Origin of the sequence: Streptomyces sp. NBC_01723, assembly GCF_036246005.1 — a bacterium.
Taxonomy (GTDB): domain Bacteria; phylum Actinomycetota; class Actinomycetes; order Streptomycetales; family Streptomycetaceae; genus Streptomyces.
The window spans coordinates 1593673-1617046 of record NZ_CP109171.1 but is presented as its reverse complement, the minus strand read 5'-3'; the positions used below and the strand labels follow the sequence as shown (position 1 = coordinate 1617046).

The window sequence follows — 23374 nt, the reverse complement described above, 5'->3', positions numbered from 1 at the left end:
CCCACCCACCCCCGCACCGCGCCCCCGCACCCTGTCGCGTCACCGCCGCCAAGCCCGCAGCCGCGCGTACGCCGACAAACCGTCCGGCACCCACTCCCACTCCGCGAGCCGTCGTTCCAGCTCCGCTTCCGGCAGGAACCCGTGCCACGCCACCTCCTCCACCTGCGGGGAGACCGGGCCCTCGCAGCGCACCTCGTACACCGCCGACCACCAGGTCCGCCCGGCGCCGTCGTCGTACAGGAACTTGAAGAGGAACGCCGGGCGCGGCAGCCCGGTGACCCCCAGTTCCTCCTCCGCCTCCCGCAGCGCCGCGTCGTCGTAGGACTCGCCCGCGCCCACCACCCCGCCGACGAACATGTCGTACTGGGAGGGGAACACCAGCTTCGTCGCCGTGCGGCGGTGGACGAAGACCCGGTCCTCCGCGTCCCTGGCCCACACGAACACGCAGCGATGGCGCAGCCCACGTGCGTACGCGTCGCCCCGCCGGGCCTGTCCGACGACGTGGTCGGTCTCGTCGACGATGTCGAGGATCTCGTCAGCAGCGCTCATGCCGACCATCCAAGCAGCGGCGGGTCAGCGCCGCTGCAGAGCCCGTTCGCGCCCGCTCTCGCCCGTCCCCTGCGGCATCGCCGGGTGCATGCCCAGCAGCACGATGCCGGCCACCACCGACGCGAGGCCGCCCGCCTCCCACGCCAGCGCCGCGGTGTCGGTGCGCAGGCGGTCGCCGAGGAAGCCGACCCCGCAGGCGATGCCCGCGAGCGGCTGGGCGGCGGTCAGCGCGGGGAGCGACCTGCGCAGCGGCGCCGTCTCGAAGGCGCTCTGGACCAGGACCAGGCCGGTGACGCCGAGAACCACGACCACGTACGGCTGCCAGCCCGTCAGCAGTTCCGCGAGGCCGCCCGCGGAGAAGCGGCGTCCGCTGACCCGGGTCAGCGCGTCCTGCACCCCGTAGAGCAGCCCGGCGGCCAGGGCCAGCAGCGTCGGGCCCCAGGTCAGCCGGAAGCGTCCGGCGCACGCCGTGAGCACGAGGGCCACGCCCAGCATCGCGCCGATGATCAGCCAGTGCCGCAGCGGGTCGCTCACCGCGCTGCCGCCGCGCGGCTCGCCCGCCAGGATGAACGCCGTCACCCCGCCCGCGAGCAGCGCCAGGCCGGCCCAGCCCTGCGGGCCCAGCGGCTGCCGGGTCTGGAGGCGGGACAGCGCGAGGGCGAAGAGGAGGTTGGTCGCCAGGAGGGGTTCGACGAGGGTGAGTTCGCCGCCGCCCAGTGCGATCGCGCCCAGCACCATGCCGGCCGCCATCAGCCCCATGCCCGCCAGCCAGCGAGGTACCCGGACCAGGTCGAGCAGCAGGCGGGGTGAGAGGAAGTCGCCCAGCGGAGCGCGCTGCGCGGCGTTCTGCTGGAGGACGAAACCGAAGCCCAGGCAGCACGCGGCGCTCACGGCGAGAACCAGAACCAGAACCGACACGCTGCGTACCTCGATCGTCAGTCGGGTCACGGGTGCGTCGAGGCCGACTCTAGTGTCGGCGGCAGCCGGTCGCCGGGCGAGTGCGGCATTCGGGGTGGGGCCCGGTCAAGTCGCCTTGTCCGCAACTGAGTTGACGCGTGTAACGAATGGATTCCTCTTGACGTCAAGCCTTGGCGGCCGGTTTGCTGTGCGTGATCAGTTCATGGCAGTCCGGCTACGACGACCCCCCGCGTCGCGTGAGGAAGTTTCCCGCGGTGTCCCCACCCCCGCCTCCCCTCGGCCGCGGCCGCAGACGCGCGGCCCAGGCGTTCGACGAGGCCCTCGACGACGCCGAACTCGTCACCGCCCGGGCGGCGTTGACCCAGGGGCGCTGGCAGTCCGTCCGGTCCCTGCTGGTCCACACGGGTGACGACTGGGACCGCCGGGGACATCGGGTGGCCGTCCTCGCCAAGGAGCCCTGCTGTGCCCCCTGGGCCCGCGAGTGGCTGCTCGCCGAACCCGACTCCGCCGACGCGTCGGTGCTGCTCGCCCTCGCCCTGGTCCATCGCGCCCTGCGGGGCAAGGAGAAGGCCGCCCGGGCCCGGGACGCCTGCCGGGACGCCGCCGCGCTGGTGCCGGGCGACCCCACGCCCTGGCTCGGGCTCCTCATGCTGGAGCGCTCGCTGGGCGCCGAGGAGGATGTCGTCCGGGTCTTCGACGAGGTCCGGGTGCGCTACGCCGACCACCACCACGCCCACCACCTGATGGTCGCCCGGCTCGCCGAGCGCGGCGGCGACGGCGGTCCGGACCCGCTGCACGAGGTGTACGACTTCGCCAACTGGGCCGCCGAGCAGGCCCCCGCCGACTCTCCGCTGGCCATCCTCCCGGTCGTCGCGCACGCCGAGCGCTACCGCGTGCTCGCCGTCGCCGGGCACGAGCCCACCGGCCCGAACACCGCCGGCCACTGGGCGGGGCGCCGCGCCCGCCTGGTGATGAAGGCGGCCTTCGACTGGTGGCTCGAGTGGGAGCAGGACGGCCATCCGCGCCGGCTGATCGACCTCAACTTCCTCGCCCACGCGAAGTGCTGCGAGGGCCGGGGCGCCGAGGCCGCCGCCCTGTTCCACCGCATCGGCGAGCACGTCACGCCCGCCCCCTGGTCGTATCCCGACCGCGACCCGTTACCCGCCTTCCGCGCGGCCCGCGCGAGCGCGCTCGGTACGGCCTGACCATCCCCCGCAGACGAGAGAAGGACGTCCCCCGATGACCACGGGCAGTTCGAGCACGAGCAGCACCGCGAACGGTGGCGCCATCAGCACCTTCAAGGGCGAGGAGCGCGCGCTGCGCGCCGACCGGCTGGGCACGGGCGGGCTGCTGCTGTCCGTGCTCGCCGCCACGGCCCCGCTGATGGTGGTCGCGGGCGTCATGCCCACCACCTTCGCCGTGATGGGCATCGTGGGACAGCCGCTGCTCTTCGTGCTGCTCGGCGTGGTGCTGATCCTCTTCAGCGTCGGATACGCCGAGATGAGCCGGCACGTCCACAACGCGGGCGCCTTCTACGCGTACATCTCCCGCGGCCTCGGCGGCACCGCCGGCGCGGGTGCCGCCCTGGTCGCGCTGGTCGCCTACAACGCGCTCCAGGTCGGCATCTACGGCATCTTCGGCTTCGAGGTCTCGGGGCTCCTGTCCACCTACGCCGACCTGGACGTCGCCTGGTGGATCCCGGCGCTGCTGGCCGTGCTCGCGGTCGGCACGCTGGGCTGGCTGAAGATCGACGTCAACGCGCGCGTCCTGGGCGTACTGCTGCTCATCGAAGTGGTCCTCGTGGTCGTCTTCGACATCGCCGCCGTCGCCGACCCGGGACCGCAGGGGCTCTCGCTGCACGCCTTCAACCCGGACACCCTGACCGGCGCCGGGGTCGGCACCGCCCTGTGCTTCTGCATCGCCGCCTTCCTCGGCTTCGAACAGGCGCCCGTGTACGCCGAGGAGACCAGCCGGCCGCACGTGCTGGTCCCGCGTGTCATGTTCCTGGCGGTCGGTGGGGTCGCCGTCTTCTTCGCGCTCAGCAGCTGGGCGCTGACCGTCGCCACCGGGCCGGACAGGATCGTCGGTACCGCCCAGGAGCAGAGCGCCGGGCTGCTCTTCTTCCTGACCGAGTCGCGGCTCGGCTCCACCTTCACCGACGTGCTGCACGTGCTCTTCGTGACCGGCATGTTCGCCGCCCTGCTCAGCTTCCACAACGTCGTCGCCCGGTACGCCTTCGCCATGGGCCGCGAAGGACTGCTGCCCGCCGCCTTCGGGCGGACCAGCGGCTCCAGCGGCGCCCCGGGCACCGGCTCGCTGCTCCAGACCGCCGTGTCCCTGGTCGTCGTGGCCGGATTCGCCCTCGCCGACGACAGGCCGAACGGCGACCCCACCCAGCCCGTGCTGCACCTGTTCACCTGGGGCGGCAACATCGGCGCCCTCGGCGTGATCCTGCTGATGGCCACGGCCTCGTTCTCCGTGGTCGCCTTCTTCGTACGCCGCGGAGCCGCCGGCGCCCAGGGCGTGCGGCTGGCCGCCTCCGCCGTCGCGGGCGCCGCCCTGCTGGTGATCGCCGGATACACGGCCAAGGACTTCGACGTCCTGGTCGGCGCCGGTCCCGACTCCGCCCTGAGCTGGGTGCTGCCCGGCATCATCGGCCTCGCGGCCGTCGCCGGCGTCGTGCAGGGACTGCTGCTGCGCTCGCGGGCGCCCGAGCGGCACGCCCGCATCGGGCAGGGAAACGAGGCGTTCCAGCTGGACAAGGCGGCGTCCTCCTGACCCGGGGGAGGGTGTGGGAGACGTGCGGATCCCGGGGCCTCAGAGCGCCGGGTCCGCCCCGAAGTCAAGGAGCACCTTGCAGGACCGGCTCCGGTCCGCGGCCAGTTCGAACGCCGACTCCGCGTCGCGCACCGGGACCACCGCGCCGACCAGCGCGTCGAACGCGGGCTCGGCGGCGAGCAGGTCCAGCGCCGCGTCGAAGTCACCGTCGAAGCGGAAGGCCCCGCGCAGCTCGATCTCCCGGCTCACCACCAGGTTGCCGGCGAAGGGGCTCCGGCCCGGCGGCAGCATGCCGAGCTGGACGACCACCCCGCCGCGCCGGACCAGCCGCAGACAGGCGTCCAGGCCCGCGGCCACCCCGGACGCCTCGATCGCCGCGTCCACCTCGGCCGGCCACCCGGCGTCGTCCGGGTCGTCGGCCCGTACCAGCACGTCGGCGCCCGCGGCCCGCGCGTACTCCAGGGCCGCCGGCAGCAGGTCCGACACCGTCACGCGGGCCGCGCCCGCCGCCCTGGCCGCCGCGACCACCAGGCAGCCGATGGGACCGGCGCCGGTGACCAGGACGTGCCGGCCGGTCAGGTCCCCGGCCCGGCCCACGGCGTGCAGGGCGACGGCGAGGGGTTCGGCGAGGGCGGCGCGCCGGGGGTCGAGGCCGGACGGGAGGGACCGGAGCTGGGAGGCCGGGACGGCGATCCGGGACGCGAAGCCGCCCTGCACGTGCGGGAAGCGGGCCGCGCTGCCCAGATAGCGGGTGTCCCGGCAGACGTTGCGCCGCCCGTCCACGCACTCCGGGCACACCCCGCACGGGGTCGCCGGGTGCACGGCGACGGGCGTACCGATCTCGGGGCCCGGCGTGCCGGGGGAGCCGTACGCCACCACCGTGCCGACCACCTCGTGCCCGAGCAGCATCGGCTCGCGCAGCCGGAAGTCGCCGACCCCGCCGTGCCGCCAGTAGTGCAGATCGGAGCCGCACACGCCGCCATAGCCCACGGCGACGAGTGCCTCGCCCGGCCCGGGACGGGGGACCGGCAGCTCCTCGACCCGGAGGTCACCGGCGCCGTGGATCACACAACCCCGCATGACGGCCTCCCCGGCGTTCACAGCACGCTCGTCATGCCGCCGTCGACGTACAGCACCTGTCCGCCGACGAAGTCCGCGGCGGGCGAGACGAGGAACAGCAGCCCGCCCACCAGGTCCTCCGTGGTGCCCCAGCGCCCGGCGGGTGTGCGCCCGCGCACCCAGGCGCTGAACTCCTCGTCCTCGACCAGGGGCCGGGTCAGCTCGGTCTCGATGTAGCCGGGACCGAGCCCGTTGACCTGGACCCCGCGCGGGCCCCAGTCGGCGCACATGCCCTTGGTGAGCATCTTCAGCGCGCCCTTGGTGGCCGCGTAGGGCGCGATGCCCGGGCGGACCACCTCGCTCTGCAGCGAGCAGATGTTGACGATCTTGCCGTGGCCGCGTTCCGTCATCCGGCGCGCGGCCTCCCGGCCCACCAGGAAGGCGCTGGTGAGGTTGGTGTCCAGGATGCGGTGCCAGTCGGCGTCCGCGAACTCCAGCAGCGGCGCCCGCAGTTGCATGCCCGCGTTGTTGACCAGGATGTCGAGCGGGCCCACCCGCTCCTCGACCTCCGCGATCCCGGCGGCCACGGACGGGCCGTCGGTCACGTCGAAGGCGGCCGTGTGCACGTCGCCCGGGAGGCCGGCGGCCGCTTCGGTGAGGCGTTCGCCGTCGCGCCCGTTGAGGACCACGCGGCAGCCTGCCTCGGCCAGGCCCCGGGCCAGGGCCAGCCCGATGCCCCGGCTGGAGCCGGTCACCAGGGCCGTGCGCCCGCCGATGTCGAAGAGGGGGTGAGCCGTCATCGTCGTACTCCTGTTTCCGGTCGACCGGTGTCCCGTGCGCCTAGATGAACAGGGACAACAGCAGGACCAGGGCTCCGGCGACCACCGAGATGATCGTCTCCATGACGGACCAGGTCTTGATGGTCTGGCCGACGCTCAGCCCGAAGTACTCCTTCACCAGCCAGAATCCGGCGTCGTTGACGTGGCTGAAGAAGAGCGAGCCGGCGCCGATGGCGAGGACCAGCAGGGCGGCGTGCGTGGTCGACATGTCGGCGGCGAGCGGCGCGACCAGACCGGCCGCCGAGACCGTCGCCACCGTCGCCGAACCGGTCGCCAGCCGGATCGCCACCGCGATCAGCCAGGCGAGCAGCAGCGCCGGGATCGACCAGTCCTTGGAGATCTCCAGGATCATCTGGCCCACGCCGGAGTCGATCAGCGTCTGCTTGAAGCCGCCGCCGGCGCCGACGATCAACAGGATGCCGGCGATGGGCGCCAGGCCCTTCTCGACCAGCCCCGACAGCCGGTCCTTGCCGAACCCGGCGGGCCGCAGCAGCGTGAAGATACCGACGATCACGGAGACCAGCAGGGCGATCAGCGGGTTGCCGATGACGTCGAAGGTGCGCTGCACCAGGTTCTCCGGGTCGTCGACGATGATGTCGACGAGCGCCTTGAGCAGCATCAGCACGACCGGCAGCAGGATCGTGGCCAGCGTCGCGCCGAAGCCCGGGCGCTTCTCCAGGTCCTCGGAGGCGCGCGTCGGGATCATCCGGTCGGGAGCGGGCACGTCCACCCAGCGGGCGGCGTACTTGGAGAACACCGGACCGGCGATGATCACCGTCGGGACGGCGATCAGCACGCCCAGCGCGAGGGTCACACCGAGGTTGGCGCCGAGCGCGTCGATCGCGACCAGCGGGCCGGGGTGCGGCGGGACCAGGCCGTGCATCACGGAGAGACCGGCGAGGGCCGGGATGCCGATCCGCATCAGCGAGTAGTTGCCGCGCTTGGCGACCATCAGCACGACCGGGATCAGCAGCACGATGCCGACCTCGAAGAAGAGCGGCAGTCCGATGACCGAGGCGATCAGCACCATCGTCCACGGCATCGAACGAGGCGTAGCCCTGGCGAGGATGGTGTCCACGATCTGGTCGGCGCCACCGGAGTCGGCGAGCATCTTGCCGAGGATCGCGCCGAGGGCGATCAGCACGCCGACGCCCGCGACGGTGGAGCCGAGCCCGGCGGTGAAGCTGGTGATGACCTTGTCCAGCGGCGCACCGGCGAACGCGCCGAGCGCCAGTGACCCGATGGTCAGCGACAGGAAGGCATGCAGCTTGAACTTGGTGATGAGCAGCACGATGACGGCGATGCCGAGGAGCACGGCGATGCCCAGCTGGGCGTGGCCGGCCGAGGTGATCGGCTCGACGGTGTCCGCTGCCAGCATCTCGACGCTGAGTCTGGTCACGGTGGGTTCCTTGCGGTGATGGGGATTCGGGGGACGGTGCGGGGGGTTACTGGACCGGCTCGGCGAGGTCGCCCAGGGCGCTCGCCGCGCGCTCGGTGATCTCCTCGGGCGTACCGGACACGTCCACCGCGACCCCGGCCTCGTCCGACTGGAGCGGCTGGAGGGTGGCGAACTGGGAGTCGAGCAGGGCCGTCGGCATGAAGTGGCCCTGCCGGTGCGCCATCCGGTCCTCGATCAGCTCACGGCTGCCCGTGAGATGCACGAAGACGACACCGGGAGCGGCGGCCCGCAGCCGGTCGCGGTACGACCGCTTGAGCGCCGAACTGCTCACCACCCCGCCGAGCCCCGCACGCCCGTGGGCCCAGCCGCCGATGGCGTCCAGCCACGGCCAGCGGTCCTCGTCCGTTAGGGGGGTGCCGGCCGTCATCTTCGCGATGTTGGCCGGCGGGTGGAAGTCGTCGCCCTCGGCGTAGGGAACGCCGAGCCGGGCCGCGAGCAGGGGGCCGATGGTGGTCTTCCCGGTGCCCGCTACGCCCATGACCACGACGACATGGGGGGTGTGCAGTCGCTGCATCGCACTCTCGCTGTCTGCTGTCTTCGTCGACACGTGATGTCGACGCAACTGAAACCCATTAGGTACGACTAATTCAAGAGCCTGTGACATATAAGTCTGACTTTTTGTTCCCGTGACGCGCCCCGTACGCTGAGTGCATGAGCACACCGGGCCGGGGGCTGCACGGCCGCGTACTGGACACCCTCGGTCCCGCGATCACAGCGGGCGAATACCCCGCGGGCAGCGTCTTGCGCACGGACGAACTCGCGCAGCGCTTCGAGGTGTCGCGCTCCGTGATGCGCGAGGCCGTCCGGGTCCTGGAGTCCATGCACCTCGTCGAGTCGCGCCGCCGCGTGGGCGTCACCGTCCTGCCCGAGTGCGAGTGGAACGTCTACGACCCGCAGGTCATCCGCTGGCGCCTGGCCGGTGCCGAACGCCCCCGGCAGCTGCGCTCACTGACCGTGCTGAGGTCGGCGGTCGAGCCGGTCGCGGCCGGCCTGACGGCGCGGCTCGCCACACCGGAGCAGTGCGCCGAGCTGACCGAGTGCGCGCTCGGCATGGTCGCCAACTCGCGCGGGCACCGGCTGGAGGAGTACCTCTTCCACGACGTGGCCTTCCACCGCGTCATCCTCACCGCCTCGGGCAACGAGATGTTCGCCCGCCTCGGCGGCGTCGTCGCCGAGGTCCTGGCCGGCCGCACCCACCACGACGTGATGTTCGAGGACCCCGACCCGGCCGCCGTCACCCTGCACGTCCAGGTCGCCGAGGCGGTACGGGCCCGGGACGCCGAGCGCGCCGAGCGGCTGACCCGGGAGATCACCGTCGGCGCCCTGCAGGAACTGGACATCCTGGCACCCTGAGTACGGGACGGGCGTCAGTCGAGGAACTCCCCGTCCACGTACACCCATGCCCCGTCCACCCGCTCGAAGCGGCTCCGCTCGTGCAGCGAGCCGCCGCGGTGGGAGGCGCGGAAGGTGACCGTCCCGGTGGTGTGGAAGGCGGACCCGCTCGACGAGTCCAGGATCTCCAGGCCGGTCCACCGCGTCCCCGGATCCAGGTCCAGGCGCGCGGGCCGGGTCCGCGGATGCCAGGTCCGCAGCAGGTACCCGGCGTCGCCCTTCACGAAGGCGCTGTAGCGCGAGCGCATCAGGGCCTCGGCGGTCGGGGCGGCGGCCCCGGCGTGGAAACGCCCGCAGCACTTCTCGTACGCCTCGGACCGCCCGCAGGGGCAGGAAGGGGTGGTCATGGCGACCACTGTAGAGGAAAAGCAGAAAACCCCTGCTCAGCAGGGGTTTCAGCTGGTGTCCGAGGGGGGACTTGAACCCCCACGCCCGATAAAGGGCACTAGCACCTCAAGCTAGCGCGTCTGCCATTCCGCCACCCGGACAAGGTGTCTGCCGCGCGGGGCGTTGCCCGCGGCGACGACGTAAACATTACCAGGCTTTCCGGGGTGGCCGATCACCCCCTTCTTGGGCACGGGCGTCCGGAGAGAGAGGATGAGAGCGACCCACCAGCAGGGACCCACCAGCAGTGACAGCGGGAGGAACCACGTGAGCGACTCGGGCACGGCCAGGAGCGTCACCGGCGAGGACGAGGTCGTCGACCTCTGCCGCGAGCTGATCCGGATCGACACCAGCAACTACGGCGACCACTCGGGGCCGGGCGAGCGCAAGGCCGCCGAGTACGTCGCGGAGAAGCTCGCGGAGGTGGGACTCGAACCGCGGATCTTCGAATCCCACCCCGGACGAGCCTCCACGGTGGCCCGGATCGAGGGCGCGGACCCGTCCCGGCCCGCGCTGCTCATCCACGGCCACACCGACGTCGTCCCGGCCAACGCGGACGACTGGACCCACCACCCCTTCTCCGGCGAGGTCGCCGACGGCTGCGTGTGGGGCCGAGGCGCCGTCGACATGAAGGACATGGACGCGATGACCCTCGCGGTCGTCCGCGACCGGCTGCGCAGCGGGCGCAAGCCGCCGCGCGACATCGTGCTGGCCTTCCTCGCCGACGAGGAGGCCGGCGGCACCTACGGCGCCCGGCACCTCGTCGACAACCACCCCGACCTCTTCGAGGGCGTCACCGAGGCGATCAGCGAGGTGGGCGGCTTCTCCTTCACCGTGAGCGAGCAGCGCCGCCTCTACCTGATCCAGACGGCCGAGAAGGGCATGCACTGGATGAAGCTGACCGTGGCCGGTACCGCCGGGCACGGGTCGATGATCCACCGCGACAACGCGATCACCGAGCTGTCGGAGGCCGTCGCGCGCCTCGGCCGGCACCAGTTCCCGATCCGCGTGACCAAGACGACCCGGGCGTTCCTCGACGAACTGGGCGACGCGATGGGCATCGAACTCGACGCGGACGACATGGAGGCCACGCTCGCCAGGCTCGGCGGCATCGCCAAGCTCATCGGCGCGACCCTGCGCAACACCGCCAACCCCACGCAGCTGGGGGCCGGCTACAAGGTCAACGTCATTCCGGGCGCGGCCACCGCGCACGTCGACGGGCGGTTCCTGCCCGGGCACGAGGAGGAGTTCCTCGCCGACCTCGACCGGATCCTCGGACCGAAGGTACTGCGCGAGGACGTGCACGCCGACAAGGCCGTCGAGACGACCTTCGACGGGGCGCTCGTCGAGGCGATGCAGTCCGCGCTGGTGGCCGAGGACCCGGCCGCGAAGGCGATCCCCTACATGCTCTCCGGCGGCACGGACGCGAAGTCCTTCGACGACCTGGGCATCCGGGGGTTCGGTTTCGCGCCGCTCAAGCTGCCGCCGGAGCTGGACTTCGCGGGCATGTTCCACGGGGTGGACGAGCGGGTGCCGGTGGAGGGACTCCAGTTCGGCGTGCGGGTGCTCGACCGTTTCATCGACGCTTCCTGAACCGCGCCCCTCGGGTCAACGGGGTCCGCACGCGCCGGTATTCGGCCGCGCGTGCGGACGTCGACCGGGACGAGTGAATGCGCTCATAAGCTCGTAGCCTCATTACTTCCTCCTCGTTACAGGTGATGCGATCAGCAAGCTGGGATCGCGTTTTCCAACTAGGAGGAACAATGCTCAAGAAGGTCGTCGCCGCCGCGGCTGCCACCGGTGGTCTGGTTCTCGCGGGCGCGGGCATGGCCGTCGCCGACTCCGGTGCGCAGGGTGCCGCCGTGCACTCGCCCGGTGTCCTTTCCGGCAACGTCGTCCAGGTTCCCGTGCACGTCCCGGTGAACGTCTGCGGCAACACGATTTCCGTGATCGGTCTGCTGAACCCCGCCTTCGGCAACGCCTGCGTCAACAAGTGACGTTGTGCCTCGCCCCATGAGGGTCTGAGTCCGCCGGCCCCGGAGCGCACGCCATGCGCTCCGGGGCCGACGGCCTTTTGATCGGCCTTCGAGGCGGGGGGCGATGGCAACGCCGGAATTCCCGGCATTCTCCGTACCACGGGACTAGGGCAAGGCAGGGATCCAGAAAATGCGACAGGTCACCCGCAAGGGCCTGATGACGATGGCGGCGGCCACCGGTGTGATCGCCGCCGCGGGCGGCGCCGCCCACGCCGACTCGGGGGCGCACGGCTCGAGTTCGGGTTCGCCCGGCGTTCTGTCCGGCAACACCGTGCAGGCGCCGGTGCACGTTCCGGTCAACGTGTGCGGCAACACGGTCGACGTCGTCGGCATCCTCAATCCGGCGATGGGCAACTCGTGCGTCAACCGGGGCGGCGGCGCCTCCGGGGGCTCGGGCGGATACGGCGACTCCGGCGGCCGGGACGGTTCTCACGGAGGCTCGCACGCCGGCGGTCAGGCCAAGGACTCGCCGGGCGTCGCGTCCGGCAACCACGTCGAGGTGCCGGTGCACGTTCCGGTGAACGTGTGCGGCAACAGCGTCGACGTCGTCGGCGTCCTCAACCCGGCCACCGGCAACGACTGCGGCAACGGGGGCGGCGACCACTCCACGCCGCCCGGCGACCCCGGTGACCCGGGCAACCCCGGCGATCCCGGTGACCCGGGCAGCCCCGGCGATCCCGGTGACCCGGGCAACCCCGAGAACCCGGACACCCCGCCGGGCTCGGACGGCCCCGACGGTCCGGACGGCGGGACCCCGGGCGGCTCCCCGGACGAGGACGGTTCCGGTACCCGGAACGCCGCCCAGCCGCACGGTGACGCCCGCCTCGCCGAGACCGGCAACGGCCTGCCGCTGGGCCTCACCCTGCCGGTGGGCGCGGGAGCGCTGCTCGCGGGCACGGTGCTCTACCGCAAGGCGCGCGCCTCGGCCTGACCCGGGCGGTGCGGTACGCGGAGCGGGCCCCGCGCGTCGGCGGGGCCCGTCAGCGGCTCACCAGGTGGCGCGTACCTGGCGGATGATCCGCCGCCGCAGCCGCACCTTGCGGCTGCCGTCGCGCAACAGGGTCAGGCGGTACAACTCCCAGTGTCCGTACTCGGCATGTTCCGTCAGCAGGCGTGTCGTCTCCCTGCGGGTGACCCCGCGCGGAACGTACACATCGACAAATTCGTATTCCGGCATCGAATCTATTGTGCGGTCTGGGGCCCGGTACGGATAGCGTCTGCACTATGTCTGATGCTGCGCAGCCCACCGCTGCCGAGGTACGCGCCGCCGCCGAGGCCGTCAAGACCGCGCTCGACCGCCACCTGGCCGCGGTCGAACGCCGGTCGGGGGAGGACGACCCTGCCGTCTACGACGCGTTCAACCAGCTGGCCGCGGCCGCGGAGGCGTACGACGAACTGCTCTACGACCGGTACGACGAGGTCACTCCCTTCGAGATCCCCGGCACCGGGGACTCGATGCCGCCGTACACGGGCCCCGAGGAGCCCAGCGCGCTCAGCGTGCTGATCCGCCGCGACTACTCGGTGGCCGAGCCGCAGCGTCTGATGGCCCAGGCCCGGCGGGTCGAGGCGGCGGACGAGGAAGGCGTGGGCGCGGAGGCCTCCGGCACGGTCCACGGGGCGCTGGGCCTCCTGTTCGGCGAGTTCGAGCCGGACGAGATCGCCTCCCGGCACAAGGAGTTCGGACTGGAGGAGGGCGACTCCACGCTCTGGGTGACGGCCGCGGACGAGACCGCCGAGCCCGGCGAGTGGCTGGAGGCCCCGTTCGACCAGGCCGACCCGCAACTGGTCGTCTGCCGCTTCGACGTCAGCGCGGTCTTCGACGACGAGTACGACGACGGTCTCGACGATGACGATGACGATGACGATGACGACGAGGCGGACGCGGACGAGAGCGGCGACCTCGGTGCGGGGGAGCTGGACGAGGACCTCGACACGGACCTGGACGACGACATCGGCCCGGACGAGGACACCGAACCGGCACGTCCGACCGCGGGTCACTGAGCGGCCGGCCCCCGGGAGCGCTCCGGGGGCCGGTGCTCGGGGTCAGCCGGCCGTGGGGACCTGCGGCGCGAGCAGCGCCGGCAGCCGGGTCGTGCGGGGCTTGGCCGGGATCTCGGCCACGGCGTGGGGCAGCGCCTGCTCCACGCCGTGCACCACGGAGAGGTGCCGGGCGGCCCGGCCGAAGGCCGTGTAGACCCAGGGGCGGCTGAGGGCCTGCGCGGCGTCGCCGGGCAGGACCACGACCACCGCGGGCCACCGGCCGCCCACCGCCTGGTGCGCGGTGAGGGCCCACCCGTGCCGCACGGATCCCTCGACCCGGTCCTTGGGGACGACCACGTCCTCGCCCCCGCACGACAGGTGCAGTCCGTCGGCGTCGGCCTTCACCACCCGGCCGGGCAGCGTACGGCCAGGCGCGGGGGAGTAGGCGACACGGTCGCCGGGGTCGAAGCCGCCGAAGCGGCCGGGGCCGGGATTCAGCCGTTCCTTCAACGCCGCGTTGAGCGCCCGGGTGCCCGCCGCGCCGCCGTGGCCCGGCGTGATCACCTGGGTCTCCTCGGCGGGCACGCCGATCGCGCGCGGCACCGAGTCCGCGACGAGCTGGACGGTGCGGTGCACGGCCTCACCCGCCTCCCGCACCGGCACGATCACGACCTCCTTGCCGGGCGCCTCCACCTGGCCCAGCTCGCCGATGCCGATGCCGGAGACGAGTTCGCCGAGCGGGCCCGGGTCCGGGAGCCGCGAGGCGATCTGCGGGCAGACCCCCGCCGCCAGCAGGTCCGCGAAGACCCGGCCGGGCCCCACCGAGCCGAGCACCGCCGGGTCCCCGGCCAGCACCAGCCGGGCCCCGTCCGGCAGTGACTCCGCCAGCAGCGCGCCCGCCTCGACGTCCAGCTGCGGTGCGTCGAGAACCACCAGCAGATCAAGGTCCACCGCACCGTCGGCGTCCCGCCCCGGCCCCTCGGCACCGGCCAGCAACCCGGCCAGGGTGACGACCGCCGGACCCTCCGCGGCCGCGGAACCCAGCAGCGCGGTGAAGCGGTCGCGGCCGAGCGGGCCCGGCGCGGCGGCCCAGGCACGCAGCCCCAGGGCGTGCGCGGCGTGCAACAGGGCCGCCGGTTCGGCCAGGGACGCCTCCCCGCCGGTGTGCAGGACCAGCCCGTGGCCCGCGACGGCGCGGATCAGCTCGGCGGCGGACCCCTGCGCCGAGTCGGCGGCCCGCTCCCAGTCCGCGGCCGAACCGTCCTGCTTCGGTGCCGCGTTGACGAGCCGGGCGAGACCGTCGGCCAGGCTCTCCTCGGCGAGCGCGTACCGCTCCAGGCCGATCAGGACGCGGACCGGGCGCTCGTCGGCCCCCTCGCCCTCCTCGCCCGAGCCCTCCGCGCGCTCCGGGCGGGCGCCGGGCTCGTCCAAGGCGTCCTGGAAGGCCAGTGCCTCGCCCTCGGCCAGCGTGCTCTGCACGGCCGCGTCGGGATCCGGCACGCCCCGCTGAGCCAGCGTGGCGGTGAGGCGCGCCAGCTCCAGGGCGGTGTGCCCGGCCAGCGCCGCCTGCTCCAGCAGCCACACGGTGACGGCACGGCCGCGCCGCTCGTCGTCGGGGCCGCACTCCGCGCCCAGCAGTGCGCGGGCGAACCCGTCGGCCTGCTCGGGCCGCACCCCGCCGACCCGGAGCAGCTGCCAGGGGTCCGCGCGCAGGGCCTCCGCCGCCCCCTCGCCGAGGGCAGCGGCGGTCTGCGGGGCGAGCGCCTCCGGGGCGCCGCCCTCGGCCAGCACGCGCCGGACCGCCTCGACGGTCTCCGGCGGGGGGCCCGCGGGTGCGGCGGACGGCTCGGCGGGCGCGGGCCGGGGCGGCCGCACCGGCTCCGGGGCGGGGCGGCGGGCCGGGCCGGGGTCGCCGAAGACGGTGGCCGCGGGCTTCTCGCCGCCCTCCACGGCCCGGACGGCGGCCAGCAGATCGGCCGCCGTGCCGCTGAGCTTCCCCCCGGCCTCGATCGGCGCCTGCCTCTCCGCCTTCCGCCGCTCGATCCGCTCCCGCTCGAGCCGCTGAGCGGCCAGCTCGGCCTCGGTCTCGGACACCTGCCCCGCCGGGGCGGCCGCGTCGCCCCCCTCCCCGCCGGTCCCGGCGGCGTCCGCGGTGCCCGGCGTTCCCGGCCCGGGCTCCACGGTTTCTGCGGTGTCCTCGGGGGCGGGCTCGGGCTCCGTGCTCACAGCGTGCTCCAGTCGTGATCGGGATAGCGGTGCACCGGTGCCGACACGTCGTCGAGCGCCCGGCAGATCTCGTCAGGAAGACTAAGGGCCTCCACTGACAACGCCGCCGTGAGCTGCTGCGCGTTGCGCGGTCCGATGATCGGCGCGACCACACCCGGCCGGTCGCGGATCCAGGCCAGCGCCACCTGGAGCGGGGTCACCGCGAGCCCGTCGGCCGCCGTCGCCACCGCGTCCACGATGTGCCCGGCCGTGTCGTCGAGGTAGGGCGCGACGAACGGCGCCAGCTGCTCCGAGGCGCCCCGCGAGTCGGGGGGCGTGGCGTCCTTGCGGTACTTGCCGGTCAGTACCCCCCGGCCCAGCGGTGAGGAGGGCAGCAGGCCGACGCCCATGTCCAGGGCGGCCGGCAGCACCTCACGCTCGACGCCCCGCTGCAGCAGGGAGTACTCCATCTGGGTGCTCGCCACCCGGTTCCGTACGCCGGGCGCCGCCAGCTGCCAGGTCGCGGCCTTCGCGAGCTGCCAGCCGCAGAAGTTGGAGACCCCCGCGTACCGGGCGCGGCCGCTGCTCACCGCCACGTCGAGGGCGTGCAGCGTCTCCTCCAGCGGGGTGTGCGGGTCGAAGGCGTGCAGGTGCCACACGTCGACGTGGTCGGTGCCGAGGCGGGCGAGCGAGGCGTCCAGCGCGGAGAGCAGATGGCCGCGCGAACCGTCGAAGCGGCGGTCGGGATCGGGCACGCTGCCCGCCTTCGTCGAGATCACCAGATCCCGGCGCGGCACCAGACCCTCCATGAGACGGCCGAGCAGGTACTCCGACTCCCCGTCGCCGTACACGTCCGCCGTGTCGACGAGTGTGCCGCCCGCTTCCCAGAACGTCTTCAAGAGGTCCGCGGCGTCGTGCTCGTCCGTGCCCCGGCCCCAGGTCAGGGTGCCGAGACCGATGCGGGACACACGCAGGCCGGTGCGGCCGAGATGCCTCTGCTCCATGAACGGCGACATTACTGGCCACGGCTTGCGCTGTGGGGGCCTGTGGACAACCGATTTCCGCGCGCTAAGGTCGGGACACCAGCGACGTTACTGATGGGTAAGGGGAATCGGCCATGCAGCTCGGGATCAACCTCGGCTACTGGGGTGCCGGAATGGACGCGGACAACCTGGCCGTGGCCAAGGAGGCCGACCGGCTCGGATACGCCGTGTGCTGGGCCGCCGAGGCCTACGGCTCCGACGCGGCCACCGTGCTCACCTGGGTCGCCGCCCAGACCGAGCGCATCGACGTGGGCTCGGCCATCTTCCAGATCCCGGCCCGCCAGCCCGCGATGACCGCGATGACCGCCGCCACCCTGGACTCCCTCTCCCAGGGCCGCTTCCGCCTCGGCCTCGGCGTCTCCGGACCGCAGGTCTCCGAGGGCTGGTACGGCGTCAAGTTCGACAAGCCCCTCGCCCGCACCCGCGAGTACGTGGAGATCGTGCGCAGGGCGATGACCCGCGAGCGGCTGTCGTACGAGGGACAGCACTGGACGCTGCCGCTGCCCGGCGGCCCCGGCAAGCCCATCAAGCTGACCGTGCACCCGCAGCGCGAGCACATCCCGCTCTACATCGCCGCCATCGGCCCCAAGAACCTGGAGCAGACCGGCGAGATCGCCGACGGCGCCCTGCTCATCTTCCCCTCCGCGGACCACCTGGAGGAGACCGCCGTCAAGCACCTGCGCGCCGGGCGCGAGAAGGCCGGCCTGACCCTCGACGGCTTCGACGTCTGCCCGACCCTGCCGCTCGCCCTCGGCGAGGACAAGGACGTCACCACGCTCGCCGACACCTTCCGCCCCTACACCGCGCTCTACGTCGGCGGCATGGGCAGCCGCAAGCAGAACTTCTACAACCAGCTCGCCCAGCGCATGGGCTACGAGCGGGAGGCCGCCGAGATCCAGGACAAGTACCTGTCCGGCGACAAGCAGGGCGCCGCCGCGGCCGTGCCGCACGAGCTGATCGACCAGACGACCCTGCTCGGCTCCGTCGACCGGATCGCGGACCGGATGAAGGCCTACGCCGCGGCCGGCGTCACCACCCTGACGCTCGCCCCCGCGGGCTTCACCCTGGACGAGCGCCTCGCCGCGCTCCGCGCCGGCACCGAGGCCCTGGAGCGCGCCGGACTGGCGTGACCCTCGGGCAAGTTCTGCGGCCGTGGTGGGGGCTCGGGGGTCTTCCCCGCCACGGCCGTCACGGGGAACAACGCTTCTGCGCGCCGGTGGTTACGCGTCCCCGTGACCCCGCTGTCCTTCTTTCGGCGGAGCTGCCCGCCGCACCTGTTGCCGAGTCCCCGCTTCCGCACTTGACTCGTTTCGCGGAGTGTGCGGAACCTGCGGACCTTGCAGCGGCAGAAGGGTGCCACCGATGCTTTCGGCGAAGAGCCTGTTCCAGGAGATCCTCGACAACGACGAGGCGTTCCGTCTCTTCTGCTCCATCGCTGCCAGCGGTGAGTCGCAGGGCGGCTGGGAGAACGCGCGCATCGCCGCGCTGGTCCCCCAGAGCGAGCGCGCCCTCGCCCCCAAGATCACCCGGCACGGGGCGGACGAGGACAAGCACGGCCGGATCTTCAACGCCCTCCTGAAGAAGCGCGGCCTCGAACCCGTGGCGGTACCCCCCGAGACCGACTACACCATGCTGCTGGAGCGGCACGGCATCGGCCTCGCCCACGAGAAGCTCAAGGCCGACCAGCCCCTCACTGTGCGGGACGTCATCACCTACCTCGCGCACAGCAGGGTCACCGAGCAGCGCGCGGCGGAGCAGATGGCGATGCTCCTCAAGTACTTCGGCGACGACCCGGACCTGGGCCGGGCCGTCCGCATGATCTCCGCCGACGAGGACAACCACCTCGCCTACTCCCACGAGGAGCTGCTGCGCTACACCGCCGACGGGCACGGCGCGTACATCCGGCGCACCCTGCGCGAGTGCGCGCTGGCCGAGATCCGCGTCCACCGGGACGTCAGCCTCGCCGTGATGGCCCGCATGGGGCGCGTCCTGGGCTGGTCCCGCGGCAGGTCGGCGCTGCTCGCGGCCGGCATTTACGCGACGTACGCCTACGAGCGGCTGGCCGGCTGGCGCCGCATGGTGCGGCTGCGGGCCCCCGACCGCCGCGACGCGCTCGGCGGCCCCGCGACCCCGGCCCCCGAGATCGCCTGAGCCGCCAGGCGGACACGGCCTAGAGCCAGCCCCGGCGCTTGAACTGCCGGAACAGCAGGACCTCCAGCACGGCCATCAGCAGGATCACCGCCGGGTAGCCCCCGACCCAGTGCAGCTCCGGCATGTGGTCGAAGTTCATGCCGTAGATCCCCGCGATCATCGTGGGGACGGCGGCCATGGCGGCCCACGCGGAGATCTTCCGCATGTCGTCGTTCTGCCGGACGCTCATCTGCGCCAGATGCGCCGACAGGATGTCCGAGACGAGCCGGTCCAGGTTCTCCACCGACTCGTTCACGCGTGTGAGGTGGTCGCTCACGTCCCGGAAGAACGGCCGCGCCCGGTCGTTCACGAACGGCACCCCGGTGCCGAACGTGCCCGTCCCGGCCAGCCGGTCCAGCGGCGGCGCCAGCGGACCGGTCGCCCGCCGGAACTCCAGGATCTGCCGCTTGAAGTTGTAGATCCTGGACGCCGTGTGCCGCGAGCCGCCGCCGTCCGGCGAGAAGACCTCGGCCTCCAGCTCCTCCAGGTCGTTCTGGAGCTCGACCGCCACGTCCAGGTAGTGGTCCACGGTGGCGTCCGCGATCGCGTACAGCACCGCCGTGGGCCCCTTGCCGAGCAGCTGGGGCTCGTGCTCCAGACGCTGCCGCACGGCCTTCAGCGGGGAGCCCTCGCCGTGCCGGACCACGACCGCGAACGCGTCCCCCAGGAAGATCATCAGTTCGCCGCTGGAGACGGTGTCGCTGTCCGCCTCGTACACCACCGGCTTCAGGACGGCGAAGAGCGAGTCGTCGTACACCTCCAGCTTGGGCCGCTGATGCGCCTTGAGCGCGTCCTCCACCGCCAGCGGGTGCAACCCGAACTCCTGGCTGACCAGCTCGAACTCGGCCTCCGTCGGCTCATGCAGCCCGATCCAGACGAAGCCGCCCGCGGACCGCGCCTCGCCGAGCGCGTCGGACAGGTCCTCGGGCCCGTCCGTGCGGTGCCCGTCCCGGTAGATGGCACAGTCGACGATCACCGAACGCATTCTCCCCTCGCCCCGACGCCCCTGCACGGCGCCGTACGCCTACCCTGGCCGCATGCCCACGCTGATCCTGGTTAGGCACGGACGTTCCACCGCCAACACCGAGGGGCTGCTCGCCGGGTGGACGCCCGGCGTGGCCCTCGACGAACGCGGCGCCGCACAGGCCGCCGCGCTGCCCGCGCGGATCGCCGGCCTGCCACTCTCCGAGATCGTCACCAGCCCGCTCCAGCGCTGCCAGGAAACGATCCGGCCGCTGCTCGACGCCCGGCCCGGTCTGCGGGCGCACACCGACGAACGCATCGGCGAGTGCCACTACGGCGACTGGTCCGGGCGCAAGCTCGCCGAACTCAAGGACGAGCCCCTCATGGAGGTGGTGCAGTCCCACCCGTCCGCCGCGGCCTTCCCCGGCGGCGAGTCGATGCGCGCGATGCAGACCCGCGCCGCCGAGGCGGTACGCGAGTGGAACGCGCGTGTGGAGCGCGACCACGGCGCCGACGCCGTCTACCTCATGTGCTCCCACGGCGACATCATCAAGTCCCTGGTCGCGGAGGCGCTCGGCCTGCACCTCGACCTCTTCCAGCGGATCTCCGTCGAACCCTGCTCCGTCACCGCGATCCGGTACACGCGACTGCGGCCCTTCCTCGTCCGCCTCGGTGACACCGGCGACTTCGCCTCCCTGGCCCCGCAGCAGACGTCGCCGGACGACCAAGCCCCGGTCGGGGGTGGTGCGGGCGCACCGTGATCGTCCGCCGCAGTAGGGTGAACCGGTCGCGGCAGTGACCCCGATCTTCCGCTTTCCCCGACTTCCATGGAGACAGGACGTGTCCCGTCAGGTGTTCCTCTACGACCAACCGGAACGTTTCGTGGCCGGTACGGTCGGGCTGCCCGGGCGCCGTACGTTCTTCCTCCAGGCCACCGCAGGCTCCCGGGTGACCAGCGTGGCGCTGGAGAAGACCCAGGTCGCCGCCCTCGCCGAGCGCATGGACGAGCTGCTGGACGAGGTCGTACGGCGCAGCGGCGGCAGCACCGTCGTCCCCGCCGTGGCCCCCACCGAGCCGTCCGACACCGCGCCGCTGGACACGCCCGTCGAGGAGGAGTTCCGGGTCGGCACCATGGCGCTGGCCTGGGACGGCGAGGACCAGCGCATGATCGTCGAGGCGCAGGCCCTGGTGGAGCTGGAGGCCGAGTCCGAGGAGGACCTGGCGGAGGCCGAGGAACGGCTCCTCCAGGACGAGGAGAACGGCCCCCCGATGCTCCGGGTCCGCCTCACCGGCGCGCAGGCCAGGGCCTTCGCCAAGCGCGCCCTCGACGTCGTCAACGCCGGGCGCCCGCCGTGCCCCCTGTGCAGTCTCCCGCTCGACCCGGAAGGACACGTATGTCCGCGCCAGAACGGATACCGCCGCGGAGCGTGACCACCGACGCGGCCGCGGCCGAGTTGCTCGCGCTGGGCGAACTGACCGTGCGCGGACGCATCCGTGAGGCGTCCAACGCGGCGCTGTACTGCACCGTGACGCACGAGGGGCGCGAGGCGGCGTGCATCTACAAGCCGGTCGCCGGCGAGCGGCCCCTGTGGGACTTCCCCGACGGCACCCTCGCCCAGCGCGAGGTCGCCGCCTACGAGGTGTCCGAGGCCACCGGCTGGGGCCTGGTCCCGCCCACGGTGCTGCGCGAGGGGCCCTACGGCGAGGGCATGGTCCAGCTGTGGATCGAGGCGGTGCCGGAGGCGGAGCTGCTCGCCCTGGTGGACGAGGAGGATCCCGGCCCCGGCTGGAAGGGGATCGCCCTGGCCGAGGTCGGCGAGGGCCGCACCGCGCTGCTCGTGCACGCCGACGACGAGCGGCTGCGCAGGCTCGCCGTACTGGACGCCGTGATCAACAACGCCGACCGCAAGGGCGGGCACCTGCTGCCCGCCGACGGTGAGCGGCTGTACGGCATCGACCACGGGGTCACCTTCCACGCCGAGAACAAGCTGCGCACCCTGCTGTGGGGCTGGGCGGGCGACCAGCTCACCGGGGAGGCCCTGGCGGCGCTCGACGCCCTCAGGGAGGCCCTGAAGGACGGCGGCGCCCTGGCGCTCAGACTCGGCGACCTCATCACCCCCGCCGAACTCGACGCCACGCGCGCGCGGGTCGACACGCTGCTGGCCTCCGGGAAACACCCCGAACCCGGCGGCGAGTGGCCGGCCATCCCCTGGCCGCCGGTCTAGGCACCCGGTGTCGCGGAAGCACGAGGGCCGGTCCGGCGCAAGAGCGCGTTACCGGCCAACCGGCCCGGTCCGGTTCGTGTACGGAACATCCGTCCGGTTACGCTCATGACATGCATGCCTGGCCCGCTTCCGAGGTCCCCGTCCTGCCCGGTCAGGGCCGCGACCTGAGGATCCACGACACCGCGACCGGAGACCTGGTGACCCTCGCCCCCGGTCCCGTCGCCCGCATCTACGTCTGCGGCATCACGCCGTACGACGCGACCCATATGGGGCACGCGGCTACCTACAACGCGTTCGACCTCGTGCAGCGCGTGTGGCTCGACACCAAGCGACAGGTGCACTACGTCCAGAACGTCACCGACGTCGACGACCCGCTCCTGGAGCGTGCCGTGCGCGACGACGTCGACTGGACCGCCCTCGCCGAGAAGGAGACCGCCCTCTTCCGCGAGGACATGACGGCACTGCGGATGCTGCCGCCGCGGCACTACATAGGCGCCGTCGAGGCCATACCCGGCATCGTCCCGCTCGTCGAGCGGCTGCGCGACGCCGGCGCCGCCTACGAACTGGAGGGCGACACCTACTTCTCCGTCGAGGCAGACCCCCACTTCGGCGGCGTCTCCCACCTCGACGCCGCCGCCATGCGGCTGCTCTCGGCCGAGCGGGGCGGCGACCCGGACCGGCCGGGCAAGAAGAACCCGCTCGACCCGATGCTGTGGATGGCGGCCCGTGAAGGGGAGCCCAGCTGGGACGGCGCGTCCCTCGGCCGCGGGCGCCCCGGCTGGCACATCGAGTGCGTGGCCATCGCCCTCGACCACCTCGGCATGGGCTTCGACGTCCAGGGCGGCGGCTCCGACCTCGCCTTCCCGCACCACGAGATGGGCGCCTCGCACGCCCAGGCGCTCACCGGCGAGTTCCCCATGGCCAAGGCGTACGTCCACGCCGGCATGGTCGGTCTCGACGGCGAGAAGATGTCCAAGTCCAAGGGCAACCTGGTCTTCGTGTCGGCGCTGCGCCGCGACGGCGTCGACCCCGCCGCCATCCGGCTGTCGCTGCTCGCCCACCACTACCGGGCCGACTGGGAGTGGACCGACCAGGTGCTGCGGGACGCCGTCGCCCGGCTGGACCGCTGGCGCGCCGCCGTGTCCCGGCCCGACGGCCCGCCCGCCGAGGCGCTCGTCGAGGAGATCCGCGAGGCTCTCGCGAACGACCTGGACTCGCCGGCCGCGCTCGACGCCGTCGACCGCTGGGCCGCCCGCCAGCAGGAGAGCGGCGGCACGGACGAGGGCGCGCCCGGCGTCGTCTCCCGTGCGGTGGACGCCCTGATGGGCGTGGCCCTGTAGGCGGGCGCACAGCC

At 72.8% G+C, this 23374-nt stretch carries 24 protein-coding genes and 1 tRNA gene; 13 read left to right on the top strand and 12 right to left on the bottom strand.

All coding sequences use genetic code 11. From position 1 onward, the window contains the following. Positions 1-39: 39 nt before the first annotated feature. Complete coding sequence (locus OIE75_RS07705) at positions 40-549, bottom strand: NUDIX hydrolase (protein ID WP_329470074.1); 510 nt, start codon at positions 547-549, stop codon at positions 40-42. Between the two features lie 24 nt (positions 550-573). Beyond that, the gene (locus OIE75_RS07700; RefSeq protein WP_307010791.1) at positions 574-1467 is read right to left on the bottom strand and encodes a DMT family transporter; all 894 of its coding nucleotides are present in this window, start codon (positions 1465-1467) and stop codon (positions 574-576) included. 254 nt (positions 1468-1721) lie between these two features. Between OIE75_RS07700 and OIE75_RS07695 the strand changes: the two genes are divergently transcribed. Together OIE75_RS07695 and OIE75_RS07690 are read left to right on the top strand one after the other, a co-directional pair. Next, positions 1722-2672, top strand: a complete 951-nt coding sequence (locus OIE75_RS07695) for a hypothetical protein (protein ID WP_329470073.1) — start codon at positions 1722-1724, stop codon at positions 2670-2672. Positions 2673-2706: 34 nt separating this feature from the next. Next, on the top strand, positions 2707-4245 hold the full coding sequence (locus tag OIE75_RS07690; RefSeq protein ID WP_329470071.1) for an APC family permease: 1539 nt from the start codon (positions 2707-2709) through the stop codon (positions 4243-4245). Positions 4246-4284: 39 nt separating this feature from the next. Here OIE75_RS07690 and OIE75_RS07685 read toward each other — a convergent pair whose 3' ends face one another. The 4 genes from OIE75_RS07685 to OIE75_RS07670 are packed head-to-tail and all read right to left on the bottom strand — an operon-like array spanning position 4285 to position 8116. After that, positions 4285-5325: an L-idonate 5-dehydrogenase gene (locus tag OIE75_RS07685; protein WP_329470070.1), complete on the bottom strand. Its 1041-nt coding sequence runs from the start codon at positions 5323-5325 to the stop codon at positions 4285-4287. A gap of 17 nt (positions 5326-5342) precedes the next feature. Continuing rightward, positions 5343-6104 (bottom strand): SDR family oxidoreductase, encoded by a 762-nt coding sequence (locus OIE75_RS07680; protein WP_307010784.1) that lies wholly within the window; start codon positions 6102-6104, stop codon positions 5343-5345. Positions 6105-6144: 40 nt separating this feature from the next. Then, positions 6145-7542 (bottom strand): GntP family permease, encoded by a 1398-nt coding sequence (locus tag OIE75_RS07675; RefSeq protein ID WP_329470068.1) that lies wholly within the window; start codon positions 7540-7542, stop codon positions 6145-6147. 46 nt (positions 7543-7588) lie between these two features. Continuing rightward, entirely contained in the window at positions 7589-8116 is a 528-nt protein-coding gene (locus OIE75_RS07670) for a gluconokinase (RefSeq protein WP_307010783.1), read from the bottom strand. Between the two features lie 137 nt (positions 8117-8253). Between OIE75_RS07670 and OIE75_RS07665 the strand changes: the two genes are divergently transcribed. Continuing rightward, on the top strand, positions 8254-8955 hold the full coding sequence (locus OIE75_RS07665) for a FadR/GntR family transcriptional regulator (RefSeq protein WP_122617343.1): 702 nt from the start codon (positions 8254-8256) through the stop codon (positions 8953-8955). A 14-nt stretch (positions 8956-8969) separates the two neighbouring features. Here the strand turns inward: OIE75_RS07665 and OIE75_RS07660 are convergent, their stop codons facing one another. Next, positions 8970-9341 carry a YchJ family protein gene (locus OIE75_RS07660; protein WP_307010781.1) on the bottom strand — a complete coding sequence of 124 codons (372 nt, stop codon included), beginning with the start codon at positions 9339-9341 and terminating at the stop codon, positions 8970-8972. Between the two features lie 53 nt (positions 9342-9394). Further along, a tRNA-Leu gene (locus OIE75_RS07655) sits at positions 9395-9482 on the bottom strand. 163 nt (positions 9483-9645) lie between these two features. On the opposite strand from OIE75_RS07655, the gene OIE75_RS07650 reads away from it, so the two are divergent. From OIE75_RS07650 to OIE75_RS07640, 3 genes are all read left to right on the top strand, one after another. Next, positions 9646-10971, top strand: a complete 1326-nt coding sequence (locus tag OIE75_RS07650) for a M20/M25/M40 family metallo-hydrolase (protein ID WP_329470067.1) — start codon at positions 9646-9648, stop codon at positions 10969-10971. 170 nt (positions 10972-11141) lie between these two features. Continuing rightward, a complete protein-coding gene (gene chpH, locus OIE75_RS07645; protein WP_064727063.1) occupies positions 11142-11375 on the top strand; it encodes a chaplin ChpH in 234 nt (77 codons plus the stop codon). A gap of 169 nt (positions 11376-11544) precedes the next feature. Then, the gene (locus OIE75_RS07640; RefSeq protein WP_329470065.1) at positions 11545-12345 is read left to right on the top strand and encodes a chaplin family protein; all 801 of its coding nucleotides are present in this window, start codon (positions 11545-11547) and stop codon (positions 12343-12345) included. A 57-nt stretch (positions 12346-12402) separates the two neighbouring features. Here OIE75_RS07640 and OIE75_RS07635 read toward each other — a convergent pair whose 3' ends face one another. Next, a complete protein-coding gene (locus OIE75_RS07635; RefSeq protein ID WP_307010775.1) occupies positions 12403-12591 on the bottom strand; it encodes a DUF5703 family protein in 189 nt (62 codons plus the stop codon). Between the two features lie 47 nt (positions 12592-12638). Here OIE75_RS07635 and OIE75_RS07630 point away from each other — a divergent pair, with 47 nt between their 5' ends. After that, complete coding sequence (locus OIE75_RS07630) at positions 12639-13415, top strand: hypothetical protein (protein ID WP_329470063.1); 777 nt, start codon at positions 12639-12641, stop codon at positions 13413-13415. Positions 13416-13457: 42 nt separating this feature from the next. Here the strand turns inward: OIE75_RS07630 and OIE75_RS07625 are convergent, their stop codons facing one another. Both OIE75_RS07625 and OIE75_RS07620 read right to left on the bottom strand, forming a co-directional pair. Next, positions 13458-15620: a helix-hairpin-helix domain-containing protein gene (locus OIE75_RS07625; protein WP_329470062.1), complete on the bottom strand. Its 2163-nt coding sequence runs from the start codon at positions 15618-15620 to the stop codon at positions 13458-13460. After that, positions 15617-16603 (bottom strand): aldo/keto reductase, encoded by a 987-nt coding sequence (locus OIE75_RS07620; RefSeq protein ID WP_122617337.1) that lies wholly within the window; start codon positions 16601-16603, stop codon positions 15617-15619. Before OIE75_RS07620 ends, OIE75_RS07625 begins: the two co-directional genes overlap by 4 nt. A 113-nt stretch (positions 16604-16716) precedes the next feature. Here OIE75_RS07620 and OIE75_RS07615 point away from each other — a divergent pair, with 113 nt between their 5' ends. Together OIE75_RS07615 and OIE75_RS07610 are read left to right on the top strand one after the other, a co-directional pair. After that, positions 16717-17772 (top strand): LLM class F420-dependent oxidoreductase, encoded by a 1056-nt coding sequence (locus tag OIE75_RS07615; RefSeq protein WP_234960835.1) that lies wholly within the window; start codon positions 16717-16719, stop codon positions 17770-17772. 232 nt (positions 17773-18004) lie between these two features. Beyond that, positions 18005-18793, top strand: a complete 789-nt coding sequence (locus OIE75_RS07610; protein WP_307010767.1) for a ferritin-like domain-containing protein — start codon at positions 18005-18007, stop codon at positions 18791-18793. Positions 18794-18812: 19 nt separating this feature from the next. Here OIE75_RS07610 and corA read toward each other — a convergent pair whose 3' ends face one another. Continuing rightward, positions 18813-19808, bottom strand: a complete 996-nt coding sequence (gene corA, locus OIE75_RS07605) for a magnesium/cobalt transporter CorA (RefSeq protein WP_307010765.1) — start codon at positions 19806-19808, stop codon at positions 18813-18815. 61 nt (positions 19809-19869) lie between these two features. On the opposite strand from corA, the gene OIE75_RS07600 reads away from it, so the two are divergent. The 4 genes from OIE75_RS07600 (at position 19870) to mshC (ending at position 23360) form a co-directional block, all read left to right on the top strand. Beyond that, a complete protein-coding gene (locus OIE75_RS07600; RefSeq protein ID WP_307010764.1) occupies positions 19870-20556 on the top strand; it encodes a histidine phosphatase family protein in 687 nt (228 codons plus the stop codon). A 79-nt stretch (positions 20557-20635) separates the two neighbouring features. Further along, a complete protein-coding gene (locus tag OIE75_RS07595) occupies positions 20636-21226 on the top strand; it encodes a DUF3090 domain-containing protein (protein WP_122617332.1) in 591 nt (196 codons plus the stop codon). Then, positions 21190-22020 carry an SCO1664 family protein gene (locus tag OIE75_RS07590; protein WP_307010762.1) on the top strand — a complete coding sequence of 277 codons (831 nt, stop codon included), beginning with the start codon at positions 21190-21192 and terminating at the stop codon, positions 22018-22020. The genes OIE75_RS07595 and OIE75_RS07590 overlap by 37 nt, the downstream gene beginning before the upstream one ends. 110 nt (positions 22021-22130) lie before the next feature. Beyond that, entirely contained in the window at positions 22131-23360 is a 1230-nt protein-coding gene (gene mshC / locus OIE75_RS07585; protein WP_329470058.1) for a cysteine--1-D-myo-inosityl 2-amino-2-deoxy-alpha-D-glucopyranoside ligase, read from the top strand. The last annotated feature ends 14 nt before the right edge of the window (positions 23361-23374 follow it).